The sequence below is a fragment of the Nonomuraea sp. NPDC049129 genome, assembly GCF_040648495.1.
Lineage (GTDB): Bacteria > Actinomycetota > Actinomycetes > Streptosporangiales > Streptosporangiaceae > Nonomuraea.
In genome coordinates this window covers 272,773-295,862 of the sequence record NZ_JBEZDU010000013.1, presented here as the reverse complement: position 1 = coordinate 295,862, position 23,090 = coordinate 272,773, and the positions used below count along the sequence as shown (strand labels likewise).

The following is a 23,090-nucleotide window of genomic DNA, read 5'->3' as shown; positions in this document are numbered from 1 at the left end:
CGCTTACGGCGGCGCGGGGATTGGTCACTGGCATTTCCTCTGTTGGGCCAGATGAAGGAGACGGTCGTGCGGGCCGGAGACCGGCTGGTGATGGACGCGGTACGGCGAAGCGGCCCATGGCCCGCCGTCCTCGCGGTCACGGCGATCGGGGGCGCGGCCGCCGAGCTGGCACTGCCCTACGCGGTCGGCCGTACCGTCGACGGCTTCGTCTCCGCCCGGCCCGATACCGCGTCCTGGCTGGCGGCCTGCGCGGTGATCGTGGCCGGGATCATGCTCTGCGAGAGCGCCGGGGTCTGGGCACGCGGCGCGAGCAGCGCGTACGCGGCGGCCCGGCTGCGCCTGTCGGTGCTGCGTCACGTGCTGGGCGTCGGCCCCGCCGCGATCCGCCGTTTCCCAGAAGGCGAGCTGGTCACCCGCGCCGGCCTGAACGCCGAGGAGGCCGGTCGGGCGCCCGAATCCGTGACCGGCGCGCTGGCGCTGCTCGTCCCCACGCTCGGCGCGCTGGTGGCGCTCACGCTCATCGATCCCGTGCTGACCGCGACGCTGGTCGCCGGGATCGCGCTCATCCTGCTCGTCCTGCGGGCCTTTCTCCGGGCCACGACCACGATCGCGGGCGGCTACCAGGAGGTACAGGGCGAGATCGCCGCCCGGCTGGTGGACGCGCTCGGCGGCGCCCGGACGATCGCCGCCGCCGGGACCGCCGACCGCGAGACGCGCCGGGTCCTGGCGCCCATGGACCGGCTGCGGGCCCACGGCATGGCGCTGTGGCGGGCGAACGCCTCGGCCGGTGTCCAGGCGGGCCTCGTCGTGCCGCTGGTGGAGGTGGCCGTACTCGCCGTGGGCGGACTCCGGCTGGCCGCCGGCGAGCTCACGATCGGCGAACTGTACGCGGCGGCGAGGTACGCCGTCCTGGGCGCGGCACTGAGCACCGCGCTCGGCTACATCGGCGGCCTGGCCAGGGCACGCGCGGCGGCCGAACGCGTCGCCGAGGTCCTCGGCTTGCCCACCACCCGGTACGGCACCTCGAGACCACCTGACGGGCTCGGCGGCGTGGAGTTTCGGGGGGTCACGATGCCCGGTCTGGCCGTGGACGAGCTGATGATCGCCGGTGGGTCGGTCACAGCCGTGGTGGGGCGTTCGGGATCCGGCAAGTCGCTGCTCGCCGCCCTCGCGGCGCGGCTGGCGGACCCCGCCGGGGGAACGGTGCTGCTCGACGGCGTACCGCTGCCGGAGCTGGACCGCGCCGAGCTGAGACGGGCCATCGGGTACGCCTTCGAACGGCCGGTCCTGGTCGGCGACACCGTCGGCGCGGCCATCGGGCTCGGTGCGGACGACCAAGGGGTCGTACCCGCGGCGGCGACGGCGGCGTGCGCCGACGGGTTCATCCGCCGCCTGCCCGGCGGGTACGCGACCCCCATGGCCGACACCCCGCTCTCCGGCGGCGAACGGCAGCGGATCGGCCTGGCCAGGGCGTTCGCGCAAGGAGAGCGCCTCCTGGTGCTCGACGACGCCACCTCCAGCCTCGACACCGTCACCGAACGCCAGGTCGGCAACGCCCTCACCGCCGACCCCCGAGGACGGACCCGGCTCATCGTGGCCCATCGGCTCACCACGGCCTCCCGCGCCGACCGGGTCGTCTGGCTGGAGGACGGCAGGGTGCTCGGCCACGCGCCGCACCACGAACTGTGGGCGAACCCGCACTACCGGGCCGTCTTCCAGGGGCCCCGGGAATCGGGAGACGTCTCATGAAGCAGTTGCTCTGGCAGGCCTTGCGGCGGCGGCCGTACGCGCTGCTACGTCTCTGTCTGTGGTCGGTGCTGGAGGCGGCGCCCGCGTTCCTCATCGGGCACGCCGTCGCGCGCGCCATCGAGGACGGCTTCGCGGCGGGCCGCCCCGCCCTTGGGCTGGTCTGGCTGGCGGCGCTCGGCTGTGCGTGGCTGGTCGCCGCCGTCGCCGCCCGCCAGATCATTCTCGCCGTGGCGGCGGTCGCGGAGCCGTTCCGGGACGACCTGCTCACTCACGTGGTCGGCGGAGCCATGCGCCGGGCCGCCCAATCGGTGACCGCCCGTCCGGACACCGCCGCCGTCACCCGGGCCGGTCTCCAGGTGGAGCTGGCCAGGGACGCCTTCGCGGCGGTGGTCACCACTGTGCGCGGGTTCGCGTTCACCGTGGTGAGCGTGGTGCTGGGGCTGCTCACGCTGGCTCCGCAGGCGGCGGTGCTGGTGCTGCCGCCGTTCGTCGCCGGGCTGGGGCTGTTCCTGGTGTCGCTGCCGGCTCTGGCGCGGCGGCAGCGGGCGTTCCTGATGGCCGACGAACTGCTCGCCGAGTCGATGACCGGCATGGCCGGGGGGCTGCGCGACATCGTGGCCTGCGGGGCGGAGGACCGCGTGGGCGCGGCGCTGGCCGACCGGGTCGAGGCGCAGGCGTCGGCGGCGCGCGCGCTGGCCCGCGTGACCGCCGCGCGCACGATCGCGCTCGCCGTCGGCGCCTGGCTGCCCGTGGTGCTCCTCCTGACCGGTACGCCCTGGCTGCTCAGCGGCGGCGTGGGCGCGGGGGTCGTCGTGGGCGCCCTGGCCTACGTCACCCAGTCGCTGGCCCCCGCCCTGAACGGCCTCGTCCACGGCCTCGGCGTCAGCGGCGTCAGCCTCGTGGCCACCCTCCGCCGCATCGCCACCTCCGGCCTCCCAGCCCCGGCCCCAGCGCCGATCCCGCCTGTAGTCCTGGGATCGATCCCCACGGCCGGATCGAGGCGGACACACGCGGGCGGTGTGCGGTTGAGCGGGGTCACGTTCGCGTACGGGCCGCACTCCGAGGCGGTGATCGACGGTCTTGATCTCGACATCCCCGAGGGCGACCACCTGGCGGTCGTCGGCCCGAGCGGCGCCGGTAAGTCCACTCTGGCGGCCCTGGTCAGCGGTCTTCTCCAGCCGGACGCAGGTGACGTCCGGATCGGCGGAGTGCCCGCCGCCGACGTGCCCCCCGCCACACGGGTGCTGATCCCTCAGGAGGCGTACGTCTTCCGCGGCTCGCTGCACGAGAACCTCACGTACCTGAGCGACGCGCCACCCCACCAGGTCGAGGCCGCCGTCACCGCGCTCGGCGCCACCAGCCTGCTGGCGGACATGGAGCCGGAGCTCGACCCCGGCTCCCTGTCCGCCGGGCAGCGTCAGCTGATCGCCCTCGTACGCGCCTACCTGGCCCCGGCCCGCCTGGTCATCCTGGACGAGGCCACCTGCCATCTCGACCCCGCCGCCGAGGCGCGGGTGGAGGCCGCGTTCGCGGAGCGGGGTGGCACGCTGATCGTCGTCGCCCACCGCCTCACCTCGGCCACGCGCGCCCGCCGCATCCTGCTCATGGACGCTGGCCAGGCCGTGGTCGGCACGCATGACGAGCTGGTGCGCCTCTCACCCACCTACGCCGACCTGGCCGGCCACTGGCAACCGGAGCCCGTGTCATGAAATATCCGGACGCAGAGCGTCTGTCCCTCGTCGAGGAGCTGCACGGCCACCTCGTCACCGACCCCTACCGCCGGCTGGAGGACGCCGCCCATCCGGCCACCCAAGGCTGGCAGGCAGAGCAGGACCGGCTCTGGCGGCACCACGCCGCCGGCCTGCCTCTCCGCGAGCACTTCCAGAAGCGCCTGACCGAGCTCAGCGTCACCGGGATGACCACCCCGCCGGTATGGCGTGGCGACCGGCGCTTCCACCTGTCCCAGTCCGCGGGCCAGGAGCACCCGGTGCTGTACTGCGACGACCGGGCCGTCCTCGACCCCATGGAGCTCGACGCCACCGGTCTCACCACGCTGGACGACTGGCAGCCCGACTGGGAGGGGCGCCTGCTGGCGTACCAGCTGTCGAGGAGCGGGGACGAGCGGGCGGACCTGTACGTCATGGACGTCGCCACCGGCGAGATCGTCGACGGCCCGATCGGCGGCTGCCGCTACTCACCGGTCGCCTGGCTGCCCGGCGGCAGGGAGTTCTTCTACGTCCGCTTCCACCAGGGCGTACACCTGCACCGGCGAAACGGCGGCGACGTCCAGGTCTTCACGCGGGGCGCGCTCTCGTACGGCCTGCAGATCAGCGCGGACGGGCGCTGGCTGGTGATCTCGGCGGGCACCCCCGCCCGGAACGACCTCTACCTCGCCGACCTGTCCGCCAGCCCGCCCGAGCACCTTGATCTGAAGGTGATCCAGGAGGGGGTGGCGGCGCGCGCCGCGGCGGCGATGGGCCCGGACGGCCGCCTGTACATCCTCACTGACCAGGACGCGCCCCGCCGCCGGCTCTGCGTCGCCGACCCGGCCACCCCCGCCGCGTGGGAGGAGCTCGTGCCCGAGGACCCCGCGGCCGTTCTCGGGACGTTCACGCTGCTCGACGGCGGCCGGCTGCTGATCGCCAGGACCCGCCACGCGGTCGGCGAGCTCGCGGTCCACGACGCCGCAACGGGTGAGCGCACCGGCACCGTCCCGCTGCCCGGCAGCGGCTCCATCGCCTCGCTGACCGCGCGTCCCGGTGGCGGCCACGAGGCGTGGTTCGTCTACACGGACGCGGTCACCCCGGCGGAGGTCTGGCGCCACGACGCCCGCGAGGGAACGACGACCCGCTGGTCACCGGCCGCGAGCGGCGCGGCGGTGACGGGCTCGCGGGTGGAGAGTCACCAGCTCGAGTACGTCTCCGCCGACGGGACCCGGGTCCGCATGGTGGTCGTGGCGGGCCCGCACCCCGGCGGCCCCCGTCCGACCATCCTGACCGGTTATGGCGGGTTCGGGATGTCGCTCACCCCCGGGTACGCGGCCGACTCCCTGGCCTGGGTCGAGGCAGGCGGCGTACTGGCCGTGGCCAACCTGCGCGGCGGCGGGGAGGAAGGCGAGGCGTGGCACCGCGACGGCATGCTGGACCGCAAGCAGAACGTCTTCCAGGACTTCACCGCCGCCGCCGAGAAGCTGATCGCCGACGGGTGGACGACCCCCGGTCAGCTGGCCGTCTGGGGCGAGTCGAACGGCGGCCTGCTCGTGGGGGCCGCGATGACGCGGCGGCCGGAGCTGTTCGCCGCCGTCGTGTGTTCCGCGGGGCTGCTGGACATGGTGCGGTACGAGCGGTCGGGGCTCGGGGCGGCCTGGACCGGTGAGTACGGCTCCGCGGACCTTCCCGAGCAGCTGGGCTGGCTGCTCGGCTATTCGCCCTACCACCACGTACACCAGGGGATCGACTACCCGGCGACGCTGTTCACGGTCTCCGGCGCCGACTCGCGGGTGGATCCGATGCACGCCCGCAAGATGTGCGCGGCCCTGCAATGGGCGACGGCGGGAGAACGGCCGATCCTGCTGCGCCACGAGCGCGACGTCGGCCACGGGGCCAGGGCGGTCAGCAGATCGATCGCCCTGGCCGCCGACGTGCTCGCCTTCGCCGCCGCCCACACCGGCCTGGAACCGATGCCCTAAGTCGCCGGTCTCCAGCGGGCGGGGTCAGATCCAGCCGGACTCGCGGGCGATGCGGATGGCGTCGATCCGGCTGCGCGCCCCCAGCTTCGCCGTACTCCGGTGGAGGTAATTTCGGACCGTTCCTTCCGCGAGGAACAACGACGCGGCGATCTCCGACACCGTGGCCCCTTCGGCCGCGGCCCCGATCACGTCCAGCTCCCGCTCCGTCAGCGGCGCCTCCGGCGGGCTCATCGCGGCGATCGCCAGCTCGGAGTCGATGACCCGCTCCCCGGCGGCCACTCTCCGGATGGCGTCGCCGAGCCGGCCGGGCGGCGCGTCCTTGGCCATGAACCCCCGCACGTGCACGTCCAGGGCCCGCTTCAGCAGCCCGGGAGTGCCGACGCCGGTGAGGATGAGCACGCCGCACTCCGGCAGCTTGTCGTGCAGCTCACCGGCGGCCTCCAGCCCGTCCTTGCCGGGCAGCGCGACGTCGAGCACGGCGACGTCGGGCCGGACCGTCTGGGCGACGTGGAGGATGCGATCACCCCGGTCGACCTCCGCGACGATCTCGATATCCTCCTCATAGGCCAGCAATGCCACGATCGCTCCTCGCACCAGATGCATGTCTTCAGCGAGCAAGGTTCGGATCACTGTTGTCCTCACGGTCAGCCAGCAAGCCTGTGAGCCTACAAGTCTGACGTATCCGGCATCCCCTGCAAAGCGGTCAGCGGCATACCAAGCGGCCGCTACAGGGGGAAGCGCGGGGTGATCATCGTCACGCCGGGCACGCTGCCGATCGAGGAAAGGGCCTTGCCCGCGTCGGCGAGCCCGATGGTCCGGGTGACGAGCTGGTCGGGGTGCAGGATCCCGGCCCTGATCATCTCCATCATCGGCGCGTAGTCGTGCGCGGCCATGCCGTGGCTGCCGAGCAGCCGCAGCTCATGCCCGATCACCCGGTCCATCGGCACCGGGGTGGCCGCGCCGGGCAGAAGGCCGACCTGTACGTGCCGGCCGCGGCGGCGCAGGCTCTCGACGGAGGCCGCGCAGGTCTGGGGGCTGCCCAGCGCGTCGATCGACAGATGCGCCCCGCCCCTGGTCAGCTCCCTGACCTGGGCGCCCGCGTCACCGGCCGAGCCGTCGACGAAGTGCGTGGCGCCGGCCTGCTCGGCGAGTTGGAGGGCGTCGGTGTTGATGTCGACGGCCACCACGCGCGCCCCGGCCGCGGTGGCGATCATGATGGCGGACAGGCCGACCCCGCCGCAGCCGTGCACGGCCACCCACTCGCCCGGCCGCACGGCCCCCACCTGCGTGATGGCGCGGAAGGCGGTGGCGAAGCGGCAGCCGAGCCCGGCGGCCGTCACGTAGGCCATCTCCTCGGGGACCGGGATCAGGTTCACGTCGGCGTGGTCGATCGCCACGTATTCGGCGTAGGAGCCCCAGTGGGTGAAGCCGGGCTGGGTCTGCCGCTCGCACACCTGCTGCTGGCCGGCGGCGCAGGCCGTACAGGATCCGCAGGCGCACACGAACGGGACGGTGATCCTGGCGCCGGGCAGCCAGCCGCGCACCTCGGAGCCGACCGCCTCCACGACGCCCGCGAGCTCGTGCCCCGGCACGTGGGGCAGGACGCGGATGTCGGGGTCGTGGCCCTGCCAGCCGTGCCAGTCGCTGCGGCACAGGCCCGTCGCCTCGACCCTGATCACCGCCCCGTGCGGCGCGGGCGAGGGGTCGGGCAGCTCGCGCAGGTCGAGCTCCCCACCGAACAGGTCAAACGCAACGGCTCGCATCTCATGAGCTTAGGGTCAACTGCCGCAGCTTGCGCAAGGCTTGGTGCGAGGGTGAGCCTGGTTCGGCCGTGTAGATGACGAGGCGCAGGTCCTCGCGGTCCGGCACGGCCAGGACCTGGCAGGTCACGTCGATGACGCCGAGGTCCGGGAGGTCGAGGCGCTTGGTGTTGTGCCGGCGGACCGCCACCTCGTGCCTGGCCCAGATCTCGGCGAACTCGGGACTCAACGCGAGCAGCTCCGCGACCAGCGCCTGGAGGCCCTGGTCATCCGGGTAACGACCCGCCGCGACGCGGAGGTCGGCCACGGAGCCGCGGGCGAAGCGGCTCCTCTCCTCGTCCTCGAAGTACCCGCCGATGTCGGAGGAGCGGAACACCCAGCGGATGACGTTGAGATCGTCGGGCGAGCGTGCGTCGAGATCGCCCATGACCACGCCGGCGAGCGGGTTCCAGGCGAGGATGTCGTACTTGGCGTCGACCACATAGGCGGGCACCTCCTCCAGGAAGGAGATGAGGTGCAGGATGGCCTCGGGCACGTCGGCCCTGATGCGCGGTGTCTCCAGCGCCTGGCCGGCCAGGTTGAACAGGTGGCCGCGCTCGTCCTGGTTGAGCATGAGCGCCCTGGCCAGCGCGTTGAGCACCTGGCGTGACGGATGGGGCCCGCGTCCCTGCTCCAGCCGGATGTAGTAGTCGATCGACATCCCCGCGAGCTGCGCGACCTCCTGCCTGCGCAGGCCCGGCGTACGACGGCGCCCGGCCTCGGGCAGCGCCACGTCGCGGGGCGTGACGCGGGCGCGCCTGCTGCGGAGGAACTCGGCGAGTTTGGTGCGGTCCATCCCTCTATCTTCGGGCAGATCGTGGCCTCTTGGGTGGTACCGCCGATCCCAGCCTAAGGAGGTCTCTCACGCTGCGGCCCGATCCACGAGAGCGTTGAACCATGACGACAACAGCCCTCATCACAGGTGCCAACAAGGGAATCGGCTTCGAGATCGCGCGGCTGCTCGGCGAGCGCGGCGTCACCGCCATCGTGGGGGCGCGCGACGAGGAGCGCGGCCGGGCCGCCGCCGAGCGGATCGGCCAGCCGTACGTGCGGCTCGACGTGACCGACGCCGACAGCGTGCAGGCCGCCGCCAAGTGGATCGAGCAGGAGTACGGCAAGCTCGACATCCTGGTGAACAATGCTGGGGTCATGGTCTGGACGGAGGACCCGCGCCCCAGTGCCATCAGCGCTGACGAGCTCAGGCAGGTGTACGAGACCAACGTGTTCGGCGTGGTCACCGTGACCAACGCGATGCTGCCCCTGCTGCGCCAGGCCGAGGCGGCCAGGATCGTGAACATGTCGAGCGAGCTCGGCTCCCTGTCCATGGTGATGGACCCGGACAGCCGCCTCTGGGAGCGCAACCTCATGGCCTACAACTCCTCCAAGAGCGCGCTCAACATGATCACCGTCTCTTACGCCAAGGAGCTATGGGACACCTCGATCAAGGTGAACGCCGTCACCCCGGGTTACTGCGCCACCGACCTCAACGGGCACACCGGTCCGCGCACGCCGGAGCAGGGCGCGACGATCGCCGTACGGATGGCCACCCTCGACGCCGACGGCCCGACCGGTGCCTTCCTGGATGAGGACGGCCCGCTGACTTGGTGAGGTGTGGAAGGGAGATGTCCGGACAGTAAGGAGGCATGGGACAAGATTTGGACAAAGAGCGGTTTTCCGAAGCGGAGTACACCCGCTTCGGAGAGCGTCTCCATGAGCAGCTCGGCGTGCTGCGCGAGCTGCTCGACAGGCCGGGCTTCGGCGCGGGGCCGACGACCATCGGCGCGGAGCTGGAGTTGTTCCTCATCGACGAGGCGGGCCGCCCGCTGCCGCGCAACGCCGAGGTGCGCGACGCGCTCGGCGACTCCCGCGTGGTCCTGGAGCTCGGCCGTTTCAACCTGGAGGTCAACCTGACTCCGGTGCCGCTGGAGGGGCGGCCGTTCGAGCAGCTGGGCGCGGAGGTGCAGGAGACCCTGACGAGCGTGGACCGGGCGGTCGAGGGTGGCGGCGCGGTGCCCATCGGCATCCTGCCCACCTTGAGCGCCGACGACTTCACCAAGGAGGCGATCAGCGACCAGAACCGCTACCGGGCGATGAGCCGGGGGCTGCGGCGGCTGCGGCTGGAGCCGTTCCTGGTCAAGATCGACGACCTGGAGCTGGCGGTCGAGGACGTCATCCTGGAGAGCGCCAACACCTCGTGGCAGGTGCACATCCGCACGCCGCCGGACCGGTTCGCCCGGCTGTTCAACGCGGCGCAGCTGGCCACCGGGCCGGTGCTGGCGGCCTGCGGCAACTCGCCGTTCTTCCTGGGCAGGCAGCTGCGGGAGGAGACCAGGATCGCGTTGATGGAGGAGGCGGCCGACGACCGGGACCTGGAACGGCGCTATCGGAAGGACGGCCGGGTCACGTTCGGGTCTGATTGGGTGCGCGAGGGGGCTTACGAGTTGTTCGAGCGGTACGTACGGGACTACGACCCGGTCCTGCCCGACATGACGGATAACCCCGACCCGCTGGACGTGCCCGAGCTGCGGCTGCACCAGGGCACGATCTGGCACTGGAACCGGCCCGTCTACGACCCGTCAGACGGCGGCCACCTGCGGATCGAGATGCGCGCCCTGCCCGCGGGGCCGTCGTGCGCGGACATGGCGGCCAACACCGCGTTCCTCATCGGACTGACGATGTCGCAGGCTGAGCGGGACCTCACGAAGTACGCGTTCGCCGAGGCGTACCAGAACTTCTACCGGGCCGCCATGCACGGGCTCGACGCCAAGCTGTCCTGGCCCGGCCGGGACGGTGAGTTCGCGGCCGCCGACCTGGTGCTCGAGCTGCTGCCCGAGGCCAGGGAGGGGCTGCTCGCGGCCGGGGTCACGCCGTCGGACGCCGACGGCGCGCTGGACGTCATCAGGCAGCGGACCCGGCTGCGCCGTACCGGAGCGGCGTGGCAGCGCGAAACGCTGGCCGAGTTCGGTGGCGACGCGGAGCGGCTGGTGCGGCGCTATCACGAGCTCGCCCTTTCCGGTCAACCCGTACATACCTGGAGTTAGCCGAACTTTCGCGGCCGCTGATCCGTCGAATACACGAGACATCGACGGAAAAGCGAGGGAAGTATGGCTGCACCGGGGATGGTTCCGATCGACAAGACGCCCTTCACCTTACGCAGGGCTACGGGCACCTTGGCCGAGGGGGCGGCCAAGCTGGCCGGCGGCATCGGCGCCGTCTCCGTGGAGGCGGTGCTGGCCCACGCCAACCGGACCGGCGAGCGCAAGGGGGCGACGGGGGCGCTGGGCTCGATGAACCCCAAACCGGTCGACTGGTACGCCTTCGACGCCAAGGACGAGGACACGACCGACTGGTATCCGCAGGGCCTGACCTGCGGCGAGGACTCCGGCTCCGCCGGGGTCCCGGTGTTCGTGGCCAGCTGGTACTTCAAGCCGTCGCCGCCCGTCGTCGAACGCGGCATCAGGGTGACCTTCCTCAGCCCGCAGACGCTGAAGTACCAGCACGCGCTCCTCGTCGAGGCCAAGCCCGACGGGTCGTACGCGGCGATCAACATCCACGCGGGGGGCGTGGCCTGGCACGGCGACCTGCTCTACGTGGCCGACACGACCAAGGGACTGCGCGTCTTCGACCTCAACCACCTGCTCGACCTGCGCACCGCCCAGAACGACCTGGGCGATCCGACGCGGATCGGCCGTCAGGGCGGCAAGTACAACGCCTTCGGCTACCGCTACGTCATCCCGCAGAGCGACTCCTGGCGCCTCGCCACGACCGGCGCCCTCTTCTCGTTCGCCTCCATCGACCGCAGCACCACCCCGCATACCCTCATCTGCGGCGAATACCACGAGAACGACGCCAACGGCCGCGTCGCCCGCTGGGACCTGGAGCTCAGCGGCGGCGTGCCCAGGGACGCCTACGTCATGGGTCTGCCGAAGATCCAGGGCGCGCTCTCCAGCGGCGGCAAGTGGTACATGAGCCAGGCGGCCGACGGCAACACCAACGGCAAGCTGCACGTCAGCACCGAGGGCAAGCTCGTCACCCGCCCCTATCCCATCGGGCCGGAGGACCTGACCGTGCAGGGCGGCAGGCTGTGGAGTGTCACCGAGTTCAGGAACAAGCGGGTGATCTTCGCGGTCAATCTGTGAGGTGCTGTCAATCGCCGAGGTGCCGGTACAGCAGCTCGCGGTAGTGGCGGTCGAAGTCGTCGTAGCGGGCGCGCAGCCGGGGGCCCGGCCAGTCGCCGGGCAGCAGCTCCTCCGGCAGCAGCGGGTCGGCCAGCAGGTGGCGTACCACCGCCGCCGACACCAGGAACCCCTCGGTCAGGCCCTCGGCCCGGTCGAGCGCGCTCTCCAGCCGGCGCGCCTCGCCCGCCCAGCCGTCGAGGTCCCACAGCAGCGGCGTGGGGTCGTCGCGCGGGCGGCCGTCGATCAGCGTGCACTGGGCGGTGACGCTCTCGGGCCACCGCCGCAGCAGGTTGGCCGGGCGCAGCCAGGTGCCCTCACGGAGCTCGGCCAGGCGTAGCGCGGTCATCGTGTGCCGGAAGGCGGCCCGGTCGGCGGGGGCGCGGCGCTCGGCCGTCACTACCGCGATCTCCCAGGTGCCGTCCCACGGCCTGGTGTGCGGGTCGCGGCTCTCGTCCTGCCTGCCCTGACGCTCGATGAGGCGGTCGGACAGCGTGTAGCGGCCGCTGGACTGGACCAGGTCGCCCGCCGCCACCATGCGTGACAGCGCCACCCGCACGGTCCCCTCGGCGATGCCGAACAGCGCGCCGATGCGCACCAGGTGGCGGGCGGCCAGCCGGGGCGGATGGCTGCCGAGCAGCGCGCTCAGCACAGCCGACCTCGCACTGAGATTGTTACGCTCTTCCATCGCGTGTCGAGTATATGTAATGTCCGGGGTATGGGGCGCTATCTCATCGAATCATTCGACAGCAGCGACCGATACGCCACCGAGCGCTATCAGGGCGCGACGGGACGTAACTGGTGGAGCTGCGATCCGACGCTGCAACTGCTCATGCGGCGCCACCTGGGCGACGGCTTCGCCTGGGCCACGCCCTACCTGGAGAAGCTGGGCGCGCTGATGGGCGGCACGGTGGCCGAGTGCGCGGAGGAGACCGATCGGCACCCGCCGCGGCTGGAGAAGTACGACAAGTGGGGCCGGGACGTCAGTGAGGTCGTGATGCCGCCCTCCTTCCACACGGCCAGGAACGCCCTCATGGCCAACAACTTCACCGCACCGGCGTTCGCCGAGGAGGCCCGGGCGAACGGCGCGAATCCCGCCGCGCTCGCCGCCGCCTGGACGTACCTGCTCGACCAGGCCGACATCGGGATGGGCTGCGCGCTCGGCACGGGCGGGGACATGGTGGTCTCCCTGGCCGAGCGGCACGCGCCCGAGGACGTACGGGACCGGGTGCGGGCGATCTTCGCCAACGGCTTCTACTCCGGCGAGGCCGCTCAGATGTTCACGGAGCGGACCGGCGGCTCCGACCTGGCCGCCCTGGAGGCCACGGCGGTGCCCGACGGCGACTCCTGGCTGCTGTCCGGGCTCAAGTGGTTCGCCTCGAACGCCAACGGCTCCGCCTTCGTCGTGCTCGCCCGGCTTCCCGAGGGTGACGTGGCGCCGTTCCTGGTGCTGTGGGAGCGCCGTGACGGTTCGCGCAACGGGGTGCGGATCAGGCGGCTGAAGGACAAGCTCGGCACCCGCTCCGTCGCCTCGGCCGAGGTGGAGCTCGCCGACGCGGAGGCGTTCCTGCTGGCCGGAAGCGGCTCCGGCTCGGGGCTCGGCACGATGATGAAGCTCACCAACGCCTCCCGGCTCGGCGTGGCGATGATGGGTGTCGGCGTGGCCAGACGCGCTCTGGTCGAGTCGCTCTGCTACGCGCGCTCTCGCGAGGCGTTCGGCCGGCCGCTCATCGAACAGCCGTTGATGCGCCGCAAGCTGGCCGAGCTGATCGTCGAGGTCGAGGCGGCCCAGGCGCTCGTCTTCGACGGCCTCGTCGGACCGCGCCTGCGCATCGCCCCCGCCCTGATCAAGCTGCGGACGGCCCGGCTCGGCGTCACGGCGGCCAGCGACGCGATCGAGGTGCACGGCGGCAACGGCTACATCGAGCAGTGGCCGGTGGCCAGGCTGCTGCGCGACGCCCAGGTCAACCCGATCTGGGAGGGCGGCGACAACATCCTGTGCCTCGACGTGCGGCGGGCGATGCTGCGCGAGAACGCCCACGAGCCCTTCCTCGACCGGCTCGTCTCCGCCGTCGACCCGGCTTCGTCCGTCGACCCGGAGACCGTGTCTCTCGTTCGCGGCCGCGTCGAGGACCTCCGAAAGGCGATCACCGCCTGGTCCTCCCTGGACCCCGTCGGGGCGGAGGCGCAGCTGTTCGCGCTGGCCACGTACATGGCGGACGTCTACGCGGCGGCGCTGCTGCTGGAGCAGGCGGCCTGGGAGGCCCGGGAGCTGGGCACCGACCGCAAGGCATTGGTGGCCCGGCTCTACGCCGACGCGCACCTCGCGGATCATGGTCCGTTGCGGGGGATCGACCGCCCGGCAGAGGGTCTGGACCGTTTTGACGATCTTCTCGCGGGCGCTCTCACACTCTGACGCGGCCGGAAGGCGCTGATCACGCCGACGTCAGGTAGCGGGTGAACATCGCGACGAGCTCGTCCTCCAGGCGCTTCAGGTCGATGGGCTCGTGCTCCGCGATGACCTGGTGGACGACCAGTTCGATCGAGGCGTTGATGATCCGGGCGGCGGTGTCGACGTCGGAGACCCGCACCTCGGGATAGCGGCGCAGCAGCTCGCGGGCATAGGCGACCCGCGCGTCCTTGAACTGGTAGACCTTCTTCATCAGGTCCTGGGAGCGCGGCGCCTGCTCCACCATGATGCGCAGCAGTTGCGGGTCGTCCAGGTGGTTCGCGATGGCGGCCTGTACGAAGACGCGCATGACGCCTTCGATGGTGTCGGGCAGCTCCTCGGCCTGGCGGCGGGCGACCTCGGCCGCGCCGCTGTCGAAATGGCCGGCCATCAGCTCCAGGAGGATGGCGTCCTTGTTCGGATAGTACTGATACAGCGATCCGATCGACACGCGGGCCCGCTCGGCGATCCGGTTGGTGGTGCCGGCGGCGTAGCCGTACTCGGCGAAAACGTGAGCAGCCGCCTTGAGTATGCGCTGGCGGGTCAGCTCGGCGCGGGCCTGCCGTGGCTGTTTGCGCGGGTGAAGCCATTGCTTCTCCGACACCGCGGACCTCCTGCCGAAGAGTGCGAAAGCGAGTAGCGCAAGAACTGAATAATTGCTCATAATAGTGCCATGAGCAGGCAAAATGCGCCACTCGCCGAGCCCTGGCGGCGGCCCCGCGAGGTGTCCATGGAAGAGGTCCGTGCCCGGCTCGGCGAACCCGACGCGATGGTCGCGAACAAGATCCAAGATCGCATCGACGAGCACATCCGCCTCTTCATCGCGCACTCGCCCTTCCTGGCGATGGCCACCGCGGACGCCTCGGGCCGGGCCGACTGCTCGCCTCGCGGCGACTATCCGGGCTTCGTGAAGGTCCTCGACGAACACACGCTCGCGATCCCCGACCGGTCCGGCAACAAGATCGCCGACTCCTTCCGCAACCTCGCCGAGAACGACGGGATCGGGCTGCTGTTCCTCATTCCCGGCTCGCGGGAGAGTCTGCGCGTCAACGGCCGCGCTTATGCCACCGACGAGCCCGACGTGCTCGCCCGGATGCAGATCGAGGCCAGTGAGCCCGAACTGGCCCTCGTCGTCGACGTCGAGGAGGCCTACTTCCACTGCGGCCGCGCGCTCATCCGCTCCCGTCTGTGGGATCCCGCCAGTCAGGCACTCGCGGACGAGCTCCCGACGCTCGGTGAGGTGGCGGCGGCGCAGTTCGGGCTCGACATCGACCCGCGGCTCATCGAAGCGAGCCTCGAAGAGGACTACCGGAAACTCTATTGACCGAGACCCGAAGTGATCATCTTATGCAGCTCACCCTTCTCGACCGCATCGACCGGGTCGCCGAGGACGTCGTCGCCCTCACCCTGCGCGGCGCGACCGGTCCGCTGGCTCCATGGGAGCCGGGCGCGCACATCGACCTCGCCCTGCCGAACTGGCTGACCAGGCAATACTCCCTGTGCGGCGACCCGGCGGACCGCGGGCGCTACCGCATCGCGGTGCGCCACGAACGGCTCAGCCGAGGCGGCTCCGACTACATCCATCGTTATCTCCGGCCGGGCCGCACGCTGGAGGTGTCCCTGCCGCGCAACAACTTCCCGCTCGTCCCGGCTCCCGACTACCTCTTCCTGGCGGGCGGGATCGGCATCACCGCCATCCTGCCGATGCTGCGGGCGGCCGTCGACGAGGGCGCGTCCGGCACGATGGTCTACACCGGACGCACGTACGCCACCATGCCCTTCGCCGGCGACCTGCGCGACGCGTACGGCGAGCGGGTGACGATCGTCGCCACCGAGCGCGACAGGCGCCCCGACCTCGCCGCGCTCGGTGCCGGCCTCGGACCCGAGACCGTCGTGTACTGCTGCGGGCCGGCCTCGCTGCTCACCGCCTCCGAGGCCGTCTTTCCGGCCGAGCGGCTGCACACCGAGCGCTTCCGCCCGACGCCCAGGACGTTCGCGGCCAACACCGCGTTCGACGTGGCGTGCGCACGATCGGAACGGACCGTACGGGTACCCGAGGACGAGTCGCTGCTGGCCGCCCTGACCCACGCCGGCCTCCCCGTGCCCGCAGGCTGCCGGGAAGGCGTCTGCGGCAGTTGCGAGCTCACCGTCCTGGAGGGCGAGCCGGAGCATCGCGACGACATCGGCGCCGCGCCCGGTCGCATGTACGCCTGCGTGTCCCGCTCGCTGTCGCCCCGCCTCGTCATCGATCTGTGAGAGGCCGCGCTACGTCCGTCTCTGGGCTACTCGGCGAGCGCGTCAAGCGCAGGTCTTCTCCGGCGGGCTGCAGAACGTGATCTCGGGGTAGCTCGCCGAGGACTTGTTCAACAGGGGCTGAGGCTTGCCGCGCAGGTGCTGGTCGAAGAAGGCCGTGACGTACTTGCGGGTGATGCTCATGGCGCGGGCGCCGCGTATGTCGGCGCCGACATCGATGCCGGCTTGGTCGACCAGCACGCCCAGGTCGGTGAAGGACAGGTGTACGGCTCCGGACATCAGCAGCCAGCGCTTCCAGCCGGTCAGTCCCGCCCAGACGTGCTCCCACGAGGCGGCCTCACTCTTGCCCGGCGTGTAGGTCGCGGGTTTGCCCAGGAAGAGGAACGGTCGGGACAGCCCGGATGCGGGGACCGTGCTCTCCACGGTTCCGTCCATGTCGATGCCGGCGCGCAGCCGGGAATCCTCCAGCAGGGCCGTGACGGCGCTCGCGCCGCCGGCCGATTGACCGGCCATGGCGATCTTCGACGTATCGATCAGGCCGGCGCCTTTCCACTTCGGGTGCTTGCCGGTCAGCTGGTCGAGCACGAAAGACACGTCCGCGGCCCGGCTCTTCTCCAGCTTCGCCCACCAGCCCTGCCCCTTGGCGATCTCGCACGTGACACAGGTGGTGACCCGTCCGTCCGGGAAGGTCGTGGCGACGTTCTCGTAGGTGTGGTCGATGGCCGCCACCACATACCCCCGGCTCGCCAGTTCCTCGGCGAGGCCCGTGAGCTCGCTGCGGGGCTTGCTGTGCCCGGGAGAGAGCACCACGAGGGGCAGGCTGTGCCTGCGCCCGGCGGGACGGGCGTCGGTGAAGGCGTTGGTGCGCGTCTTGCTCAGCGTGTCGGACGGGATGGTGGTGATCTTTCCGTCCTTGAGCAGCAGCTCGGACTCCTTCGCCGTCATGTACTGCGCTCGCTCGCGGCCTGGCGATTTGGCCGGATACCACAGCGAGACCATGAGTTCGCGGTACTTGACGGTGGGAACCCAGGGGTCGGGGCGCGAGGTGTCCTTCATGTACAGGGATGTGGTGCCGACCGGCCGGGAGCCGGTCGGCGCGGGCAGGAATGGTGTGACCGTCTGGGACGCCGCGGCTGGCAGGGCCTGGACGAGTCCGGTGGCGGCCAGGACGGTGACGAGCCCGGTGATGATGGCCAGCCGGCCACGACGCCGGGGTTCGCGCAGCTCGCCATGGCCGTCGTCCGGCGTGGCGCGGTTCGGGGAGTCGATCATGTGGACGGACTATACCCTGAGGATATATTCGCGGTGCATAAAGGAGCGAATCTGGCTCCTCAGCCCGTTCTCGGCGCTTCCCTCATGTGGCGACGTACCGGTCGCTCGTCTGCCCGCGCAGATGGCCGGGCGGCACGGCCCGCGCCCTGGTCACCGACGATGTGCTCGGGCCGCCCCGACCCCCTCGACCGCTTAGGGGAATAAAATCCAGATACGGGTGGCCGTATCCGGCGCTGGCGTGACCTCCGGTGCCGCCGTACGCTCACGTTCCGGCGACCACCCATCACGGAGGCAGCCATGACCGTACGCATGGAGCGAGAAGGCCAGGTCACAACCGTAATACTGAGCAGGCCGGAGGTCCGCAACGCGGTCGACCGCAAGACCGCCGACGCGTTGGTCGACGCGTTCAGGGCGTTCGAGGAGTCGGACGCCGCGGTGGCCGTGCTCTGGGGCGAGGGCGGCACGTTCTGCGCGGGCGCCGATCTGAAGACGCTCGACAATCACGTCGGCGAGGACGGCGACGGGCCGATGGGGCCCACCAGGATGCGCCTGTCCAAGCCGGTCATCGCCGCTGTCGCCGGGCACGCCGTCGCGGGCGGGCTGGAGCTGGCGCTCTGGTGCGACCTGCGGGTGGCCGAGGAGGACGCGGTCTTCGGGGTGTTCTGCCGCCGCTTCGGCGTGCCGCTCATCGACGGCGGCACCGTACGGCTCCCGCGGCTCATCGGCGCCTCCCGGGCCATGGACCTGATCCTCACCGGCCGTCCGGTCGGCGCCCGCGAGGCGTACGAGATGGGCCTGGCCAACCGCGTCGTCCCCACCGGCACGGCCAGGCGCCAGGCGGAGGAGCTGGCCCGCGAGATCGCCGGCTTCCCGCAGACCTGCCTGCGCGGCGACCGGCTGTCGGCGCTGGAGCAGGACGGGCTGCCCGAGCGGGAGGCGATGCGGAACGAGCTGCGCCACGGGCTGGTGTCCCTGCCCGACGCGGTCGGCGGCGCCGCCCGCTTCGCGGCGGGCGCGGGCCGCCACGGCACCTTCTAGCGACCCCGGTTGTCGCCCGGCGGTCCGGCCGACTCGACCGGACCGAAGGCCGCGACATCCCATCCCCGCGGTCACTACCCCAGCACGGGGAAGTTCGCGCGGATCACGCCGTGCGGGTCGCGGGCCCGCTTGAGGTCGCGCAGCCTGGCCAGCGTGCTCGCGGGAAAGGCGGATGCGGCGCGTTCGCCCTGAGTCAGCATGGTGTACGTCTTACGTCCGCTCGTGTGCGGCACGAGCGCCTTCGTCAGGTCGGTGATGCGCTCGGCCGTGTCCGGCGACGGCCGGCCGAACATGTACACGGAGTACGGCTCGGCCAGGTGCCCCACGGCGCCGCCACCCTCGGCGGGCCGGGCCAGCGCCCCGCCCAGGTGCCGGACCTGCACGCTGATCAGCGGGTCGATCGGCGCGCCGAGCAGCACGTCCGCCACGCCCTCCAGTCCCGTGAGCAGCTCGAACCGGCCCGACCCCGGGCTGGGGTCCGTGGGCTCGGCGCAGATCGACCCCAGCTCGGCCACCGGCGTCGGCCGCCGGGTGTCGCTGATCAGCCCGCCGATCCGGTCGAAGCGGCGCAACAGGGCGCCGGGGTGCTCGCCGAGGAAGGTGACGTCGACGGCGACGTACCCCACCGGAGCGCCGGGGAACTTCAGCAGGTCGAACCAGAGCGTCAGCTCCTCCGGCGCGTCGGCGGTGGTCTCGGCGAAGGCGTCGAACACCTCCCGAGCCCGCTCGACCGGCCACATCATCCGCCCGCCGAACAGCTCAGGGGCCGGGTTCAGGCCGAACTCCAGAGAGGTGACCAAGGCGAAGTCGCCGCCGCCGCCCCGCAACCCCCAGAACAGCTCCGGATCCGACTCCGCCGTCACCCTGACGCGGTCCCCGGCGGCGTCGACCGCCTCGAAGGCCCGCACGCTGTCGGCCGCGAAGCCGTACTTGCGCCCGAACCAGCTCAAACCACCCCCGAGCGTGTAGCCGGTCACGCTCACCACCGGCGAGCTGCCCGCCAGGCCCGTGAGGCCGAGCGGGCCCGCGGCCGCCAGCACCTCGCCCCACTTCACGCCCGCGCCGACCCGCGCGACGCCGTCCTCGACGCGCACGCCGCCCAGACGCGTGGTCTTGAGCAGGATCGTCCCGTCGGTGTCGCCGGAGGCGCCGTGGCCGCTCGGCTGGGCGGTGACCGCCAGGCCGTTGAGCCTCGCGTAGCTCACCACGGCGGCCACGTCGTCGGCGTCGGCCGCCTCGACCACCGCGCGCACCGGCTGGTCCACCGCCAGGTTCCAGGGCTTGCGGGCCGCGTCGAAGCCCGCGTCGCCGGGGAGCAGAAGGTTGCCGTTCACTTTGATGTCATTCATGGGACCAAGTGTGCGTTTTACCATTTGAGGGGGATTTGGGGTTGACTTGGGGTTTGTGGATGTCCGTCTGTTCGGCCGGCTTGAGGTCGACTCCGCCGATGGTGTTCGGCTCGATCTCGGCACGCGTAAGCAGCGGGCCGTGCTCGCCGTGCTGGCCCTCTCACCAGGGCGGGTGGTGCCGCTCGACCGGCTGATCGAGGAGCTGTGGGCCGGGGAGGCGCCGGCCAAGGCGACGGCGACCCTCCAGGCGTACGTCTCCCACCTGCGCCGCGTGCTGGAACCTGACAGGAAGCCGCGTACGCCGCCCCGCCTGCTGCTCACCCGCGAGCCCGGCTACCTGCTCGACATCGCGCCGGGACAGGTCGACGCGGGCCGCTTCACCGCGCTGGCCGAGGACGGGCGGCGGGTGCTGCGAGGCGGCAGGTACGCCGAGGCGCTGGAGGTGCTCGACCGGGGGCTCGGGCTGTGGCGGGGTGAGCTGCTGGGGGAGTTCGCCGACCTGGAGTTCGCGCGGCGGGCCGTACACCGGCTGGAGGAGCTGCGGCTGGGGGCGGCCGAGGACCGGTTCGAGGCGCGGCTGGCACTCGGCGAGGCCGGGCTGCCGGATCTGGAGGCGCTGGTCGAGGCCCATCCCTACCGGGAGCGGGCCTGGGCGCTGCTGGTGCTGGCGCTCTACCGGGCGGGCCGGCAGGCGGACGCGCTCGGGGCGCTGCGCCGGGTCCGGTCGCTGCTGGACGGCGAGCTGGGCATCGAGCCGGGGCCGGAGCTGAAGCGGCTGGAACAGGCGGTGTTCGACCAGTCGCCCGACCTGATGACCCTCACCGCACCCGGCCTCACCGCCCCGACCGCCTTCACCACGCCGACCGCCTTCACCGCCCAGACCGCCTTCACTACGCACACTGCCGCTCGAAGCGGTGCGTCGGCGGACGACTCGGTCAGCGGCCGAGGCACGGCCGGTCAGCGGCTGATCGCGCGGGACGGACAGTTGCACCTGGTCGAGGAGCTGCTGGCCGAGGCCCGCCGGGGGAGGGGCGGCCTGCTGCTGGTGACCGGCGAGGCGGGCATCGGCAAGACGAGCCTGGCGCGCGCCGCCGCCGAGGTGGCCGCCGCGCGCGGCTTCCAGACGGCCTGGGGACGCTGCCTGGACGGCGAGACGGCCCCGCCCTTCTGGCCCTGGACCCAGACCGGGCTGATCCCCGCGCAACCGCAGGCCGAGCTGTTCGACCTGTACGACGGCGTGGTGTCGCGGCTGCGCGGCGGCCCGCTCCTGCTGGTGCTGGAGGACGTGCACTGGGCCGACGTCTCGTCGCTGCGGCTGCTCGGCCACGTCGCCGGTGAGCTCGCCCGTACCTCCACACTCGTCCTGGTCACGCTCAGGCCCGAGCCTGGCGACCACCCCGAGCAGCTGCGCGAGACGCTGGGCGCGCTGGCGCGGGAGAGCCACCGGGTGCCGCTGGCCCCGTTCGACGCCGGCGAGGTGCTCGACTACCTGCGCCTGCGCCACGTGGACGCGGATCCGGTGGCGATGCTCGACCGCTCGGGCGGCAACCCGTTCTACCTGACCGAGCTGCTCCTGCTGCCGGAGAGCGAGCGGGACCTGGTCCCGGCCGGTGCCCGCGACGTCATCGACCGGCGGCTCGCCCGGCTGCCCGCCGCCACGCAGGACCTGCTCAGAGCCGCCGCGGTGGCCGGCCGCGAGGTGACCGTCGACCTGCTGGCCGCGCTCACCGAGCGGCCGGTCGAGGAGGTCATGACCCTCGCCGAGCCCGCCCTCGCCGTCGGCCTGCTGACCGAGGACGCGCGGCCCGCCGACTACCGCTTCTCGCACGCCCTGGTACGCCAGGCGCTGGACGCGGGCCTCACCCGGCTGGCCAGAGCCCGGCTGCACCTGAGGGCCGGTACGTACCTGGAGACCCTGCCCGGCGCCGACCCCGCCCAGCTCGCCGGCCACTTCGCCGCGGCCGCGAAGCTGGGCGGCGCCGAGCGGGCGGTGGCCTATGCCGTCGCCGCGGCTCGGGAAGCGGTGGCCCGTCACGGCTATACCGAGTCGGTCACGTTCTGGGAACTGGCGGTCGCGCACTTGCCGCCCGGCGACTCGGCCGATCGCTGCCACCTGCTGACCGAGCTCGGCCAGGCCCGACGTACCGTGGGCGACGCCGACGGCGCCATGCACGACCTGACGGAGGCGATCGCGGCGGCCAAGCGGCTCGGCGACCGCGACGCGCTGGTGACGGCGGTATCGGCGTTCGGCGGGCTGTCGGTGTGGAACTGGCGGCCGTACGGCGTGGTGGATGAGCAGATGGTGTCCGTCCTGGAGGACCTGCTGGCGGGCCCGCTCGACGACCACGCCAGGGCCACGCTGCTGGGCACGCTCGGAGTCGAGCTCCACTACGGCCCCCGCCGCGCCGAGGGCGAACTACTCGCCGCGGACGCCGTGGAGCTGGCCCGCGCGCTGGGCGACCCGGCACTGCTGGCCAGGACGCTGAACAACTACCTGATCGCCGGGTTCGTCATGGGGAACAATCCCGCCCGGCTGCGCGCCGCCGACGAGATGCTGGCCATTCCAGGGCTGACCAGGGAGGCCCGGTTGGTGGCCGGCGGCCTGCGGATGTCCTGCCTGCTCCGCGCGGGGGACCTGGCCGAGTGGGAGCGCGAGCTCGCCCGCTGCGAGCGGGTCCTGGAGGAGGTACGCCGCCCCGAGCTGGAAGCCATGGTCCGGGTCGCGCAGACGGGCGGACACACTCTGCACGGCCGCTGGGCCGAGGCGGAGGCGCTGGTGGCCGACTTCCCGGACCTCAAGTACGGTGCCAGCCCGTGGGGCGCGGAGGCCCGCCGACTGGCCACGCTCTACACGTGCAGACGCGGCCAGGGCCGGGTGGCCGAGATCATCGACGACCTCATCGCCGCGAGCGACCTCCCGCAGATGACCCCGATGCGGCCGCTCGCCATCCTGGCCGCCCTCGACGTGGGCAAGGAGGAACTGGCCAGGGCGCTGATCGCGCGGTGGGGCACGGAGCTGCGGGACGACTGGTCGGGGGGTTTCCTGTTCCCGATCTGGGGCCTCATCGCCGCCCGGCTCGGCACACCTGACCCGGAGGAGCTGTACGAGCGGCTGCTGCCGGTAGCCGACCAGTTCATCGTCATGGGCATGGGCAGCGGTGCCTGGGGCTCGGTCCGCGACGTCCTCGCGGCGCTGGCCCTACGGCTGGGCCGTACCGGGGAGGCGGACGAGCACCGGCGGGTGGCGATCGCCACGTACCGGCGGCTCGGACTCGCCTTTTGGGAGGCGAGGAGCCGAGCCTGATCTGTCGGGGGCGC

The 23,090-nt window shown here is 72.0% G+C and carries 18 protein-coding genes; 11 read left to right on the top strand and 7 right to left on the bottom strand.

Features of this window, described 5'->3' with window-relative positions:
- Window positions 1-51 precede the first annotated feature (51 nt).
- The 3 genes from AB0B64_RS35965 to AB0B64_RS35955 are packed head-to-tail and all read left to right on the top strand — an operon-like array spanning window position 52 to window position 5,437.
- Window positions 52-1,749, top strand: a complete 1,698-nt coding sequence (locus tag AB0B64_RS35965; protein WP_358183021.1) for an ABC transporter ATP-binding protein — start codon at window positions 52-54, stop codon at window positions 1,747-1,749.
- Window positions 1,746-3,458 carry an ABC transporter ATP-binding protein gene (locus AB0B64_RS35960; protein ID WP_357951216.1) on the top strand — a complete coding sequence of 571 codons (1,713 nt, stop codon included), beginning with the start codon at window positions 1,746-1,748 and terminating at the stop codon, window positions 3,456-3,458. Before AB0B64_RS35965 ends, AB0B64_RS35960 begins: the two co-directional genes overlap by 4 nt.
- A complete protein-coding gene (locus AB0B64_RS35955) occupies window positions 3,455-5,437 on the top strand; it encodes a prolyl oligopeptidase family serine peptidase (RefSeq protein WP_358183018.1) in 1,983 nt (660 codons plus the stop codon). Before AB0B64_RS35960 ends, AB0B64_RS35955 begins: the two co-directional genes overlap by 4 nt.
- A gap of 24 nt (window positions 5,438-5,461) precedes the next feature.
- On the opposite strand, the gene AB0B64_RS35950 is transcribed toward AB0B64_RS35955, so the two are convergent.
- The 3 genes from AB0B64_RS35950 to AB0B64_RS35940 all read right to left on the bottom strand — a co-directional run bounded on the left by AB0B64_RS35950 (window position 5,462) and on the right by AB0B64_RS35940 (window position 8,032).
- Complete coding sequence (locus AB0B64_RS35950) at window positions 5,462-6,067, bottom strand: response regulator transcription factor (RefSeq protein WP_225289753.1); 606 nt, start codon at window positions 6,065-6,067, stop codon at window positions 5,462-5,464.
- A 95-nt stretch (window positions 6,068-6,162) separates the two neighbouring features.
- Window positions 6,163-7,200, bottom strand: a complete 1,038-nt coding sequence (locus tag AB0B64_RS35945; protein ID WP_358183014.1) for a zinc-dependent alcohol dehydrogenase family protein — start codon at window positions 7,198-7,200, stop codon at window positions 6,163-6,165.
- A 1-nt stretch (window position 7,201) separates the two neighbouring features.
- A complete protein-coding gene (locus AB0B64_RS35940) occupies window positions 7,202-8,032 on the bottom strand; it encodes a helix-turn-helix transcriptional regulator (protein ID WP_357951224.1) in 831 nt (276 codons plus the stop codon).
- Between the two features lie 101 nt (window positions 8,033-8,133).
- Here AB0B64_RS35940 and AB0B64_RS35935 point away from each other — a divergent pair, with 101 nt between their 5' ends.
- The 3 genes from AB0B64_RS35935 (at window position 8,134) to AB0B64_RS35925 (ending at window position 11,375) form a co-directional block, all read left to right on the top strand.
- Window positions 8,134-8,844, top strand: coding sequence for an SDR family oxidoreductase (locus AB0B64_RS35935; RefSeq protein ID WP_357951227.1), 711 nt, complete (start codon window positions 8,134-8,136; stop codon window positions 8,842-8,844).
- Window positions 8,845-8,879: 35 nt separating this feature from the next.
- The gene (locus tag AB0B64_RS35930; RefSeq protein WP_357951229.1) at window positions 8,880-10,277 is read left to right on the top strand and encodes a glutamate--cysteine ligase; all 1,398 of its coding nucleotides are present in this window, start codon (window positions 8,880-8,882) and stop codon (window positions 10,275-10,277) included.
- 78 nt (window positions 10,278-10,355) lie between these two features.
- Window positions 10,356-11,375 carry a hypothetical protein gene (locus AB0B64_RS35925; protein ID WP_358183011.1) on the top strand — a complete coding sequence of 340 codons (1,020 nt, stop codon included), beginning with the start codon at window positions 10,356-10,358 and terminating at the stop codon, window positions 11,373-11,375.
- A 7-nt stretch (window positions 11,376-11,382) separates the two neighbouring features.
- Here AB0B64_RS35925 and AB0B64_RS35920 read toward each other — a convergent pair whose 3' ends face one another.
- Window positions 11,383-12,099 (bottom strand): PaaX family transcriptional regulator C-terminal domain-containing protein, encoded by a 717-nt coding sequence (locus tag AB0B64_RS35920; RefSeq protein WP_358183008.1) that lies wholly within the window; start codon window positions 12,097-12,099, stop codon window positions 11,383-11,385.
- A gap of 30 nt (window positions 12,100-12,129) precedes the next feature.
- On the opposite strand from AB0B64_RS35920, the gene AB0B64_RS35915 reads away from it, so the two are divergent.
- The gene (locus tag AB0B64_RS35915; RefSeq protein WP_358183005.1) at window positions 12,130-13,827 is read left to right on the top strand and encodes an acyl-CoA dehydrogenase family protein; all 1,698 of its coding nucleotides are present in this window, start codon (window positions 12,130-12,132) and stop codon (window positions 13,825-13,827) included.
- A 19-nt stretch (window positions 13,828-13,846) separates the two neighbouring features.
- Here AB0B64_RS35915 and AB0B64_RS35910 read toward each other — a convergent pair whose 3' ends face one another.
- The gene (locus AB0B64_RS35910; protein ID WP_357951239.1) at window positions 13,847-14,464 is read right to left on the bottom strand and encodes a TetR/AcrR family transcriptional regulator; all 618 of its coding nucleotides are present in this window, start codon (window positions 14,462-14,464) and stop codon (window positions 13,847-13,849) included.
- A 69-nt stretch (window positions 14,465-14,533) separates the two neighbouring features.
- Between AB0B64_RS35910 and AB0B64_RS35905 the strand changes: the two genes are divergently transcribed.
- Together AB0B64_RS35905 and AB0B64_RS35900 are read left to right on the top strand one after the other, a co-directional pair.
- On the top strand, window positions 14,534-15,184 hold the full coding sequence (locus AB0B64_RS35905; protein WP_357951241.1) for an MSMEG_1061 family FMN-dependent PPOX-type flavoprotein: 651 nt from the start codon (window positions 14,534-14,536) through the stop codon (window positions 15,182-15,184).
- Between the two features lie 23 nt (window positions 15,185-15,207).
- Window positions 15,208-16,116 carry a PDR/VanB family oxidoreductase gene (locus AB0B64_RS35900; RefSeq protein WP_358183000.1) on the top strand — a complete coding sequence of 303 codons (909 nt, stop codon included), beginning with the start codon at window positions 15,208-15,210 and terminating at the stop codon, window positions 16,114-16,116.
- Window positions 16,117-16,158: 42 nt separating this feature from the next.
- On the opposite strand, the gene AB0B64_RS35895 is transcribed toward AB0B64_RS35900, so the two are convergent.
- Window positions 16,159-17,385, bottom strand: coding sequence for an alpha/beta hydrolase (locus AB0B64_RS35895; protein WP_357951245.1), 1,227 nt, complete (start codon window positions 17,383-17,385; stop codon window positions 16,159-16,161).
- 297 nt (window positions 17,386-17,682) lie between these two features.
- On the opposite strand from AB0B64_RS35895, the gene AB0B64_RS35890 reads away from it, so the two are divergent.
- A complete protein-coding gene (locus AB0B64_RS35890) occupies window positions 17,683-18,423 on the top strand; it encodes a crotonase/enoyl-CoA hydratase family protein (protein ID WP_357951247.1) in 741 nt (246 codons plus the stop codon).
- A gap of 74 nt (window positions 18,424-18,497) precedes the next feature.
- On the opposite strand, the gene AB0B64_RS35885 is transcribed toward AB0B64_RS35890, so the two are convergent.
- Window positions 18,498-19,772 (bottom strand): FAD-binding protein, encoded by a 1,275-nt coding sequence (locus tag AB0B64_RS35885; protein ID WP_357951249.1) that lies wholly within the window; start codon window positions 19,770-19,772, stop codon window positions 18,498-18,500.
- Window positions 19,773-19,827: 55 nt separating this feature from the next.
- Here AB0B64_RS35885 and AB0B64_RS35880 point away from each other — a divergent pair, with 55 nt between their 5' ends.
- Window positions 19,828-23,076: a BTAD domain-containing putative transcriptional regulator gene (locus AB0B64_RS35880; protein WP_357951251.1), complete on the top strand. Its 3,249-nt coding sequence runs from the start codon at window positions 19,828-19,830 to the stop codon at window positions 23,074-23,076.
- Window positions 23,077-23,090 lie beyond the last annotated feature (14 nt).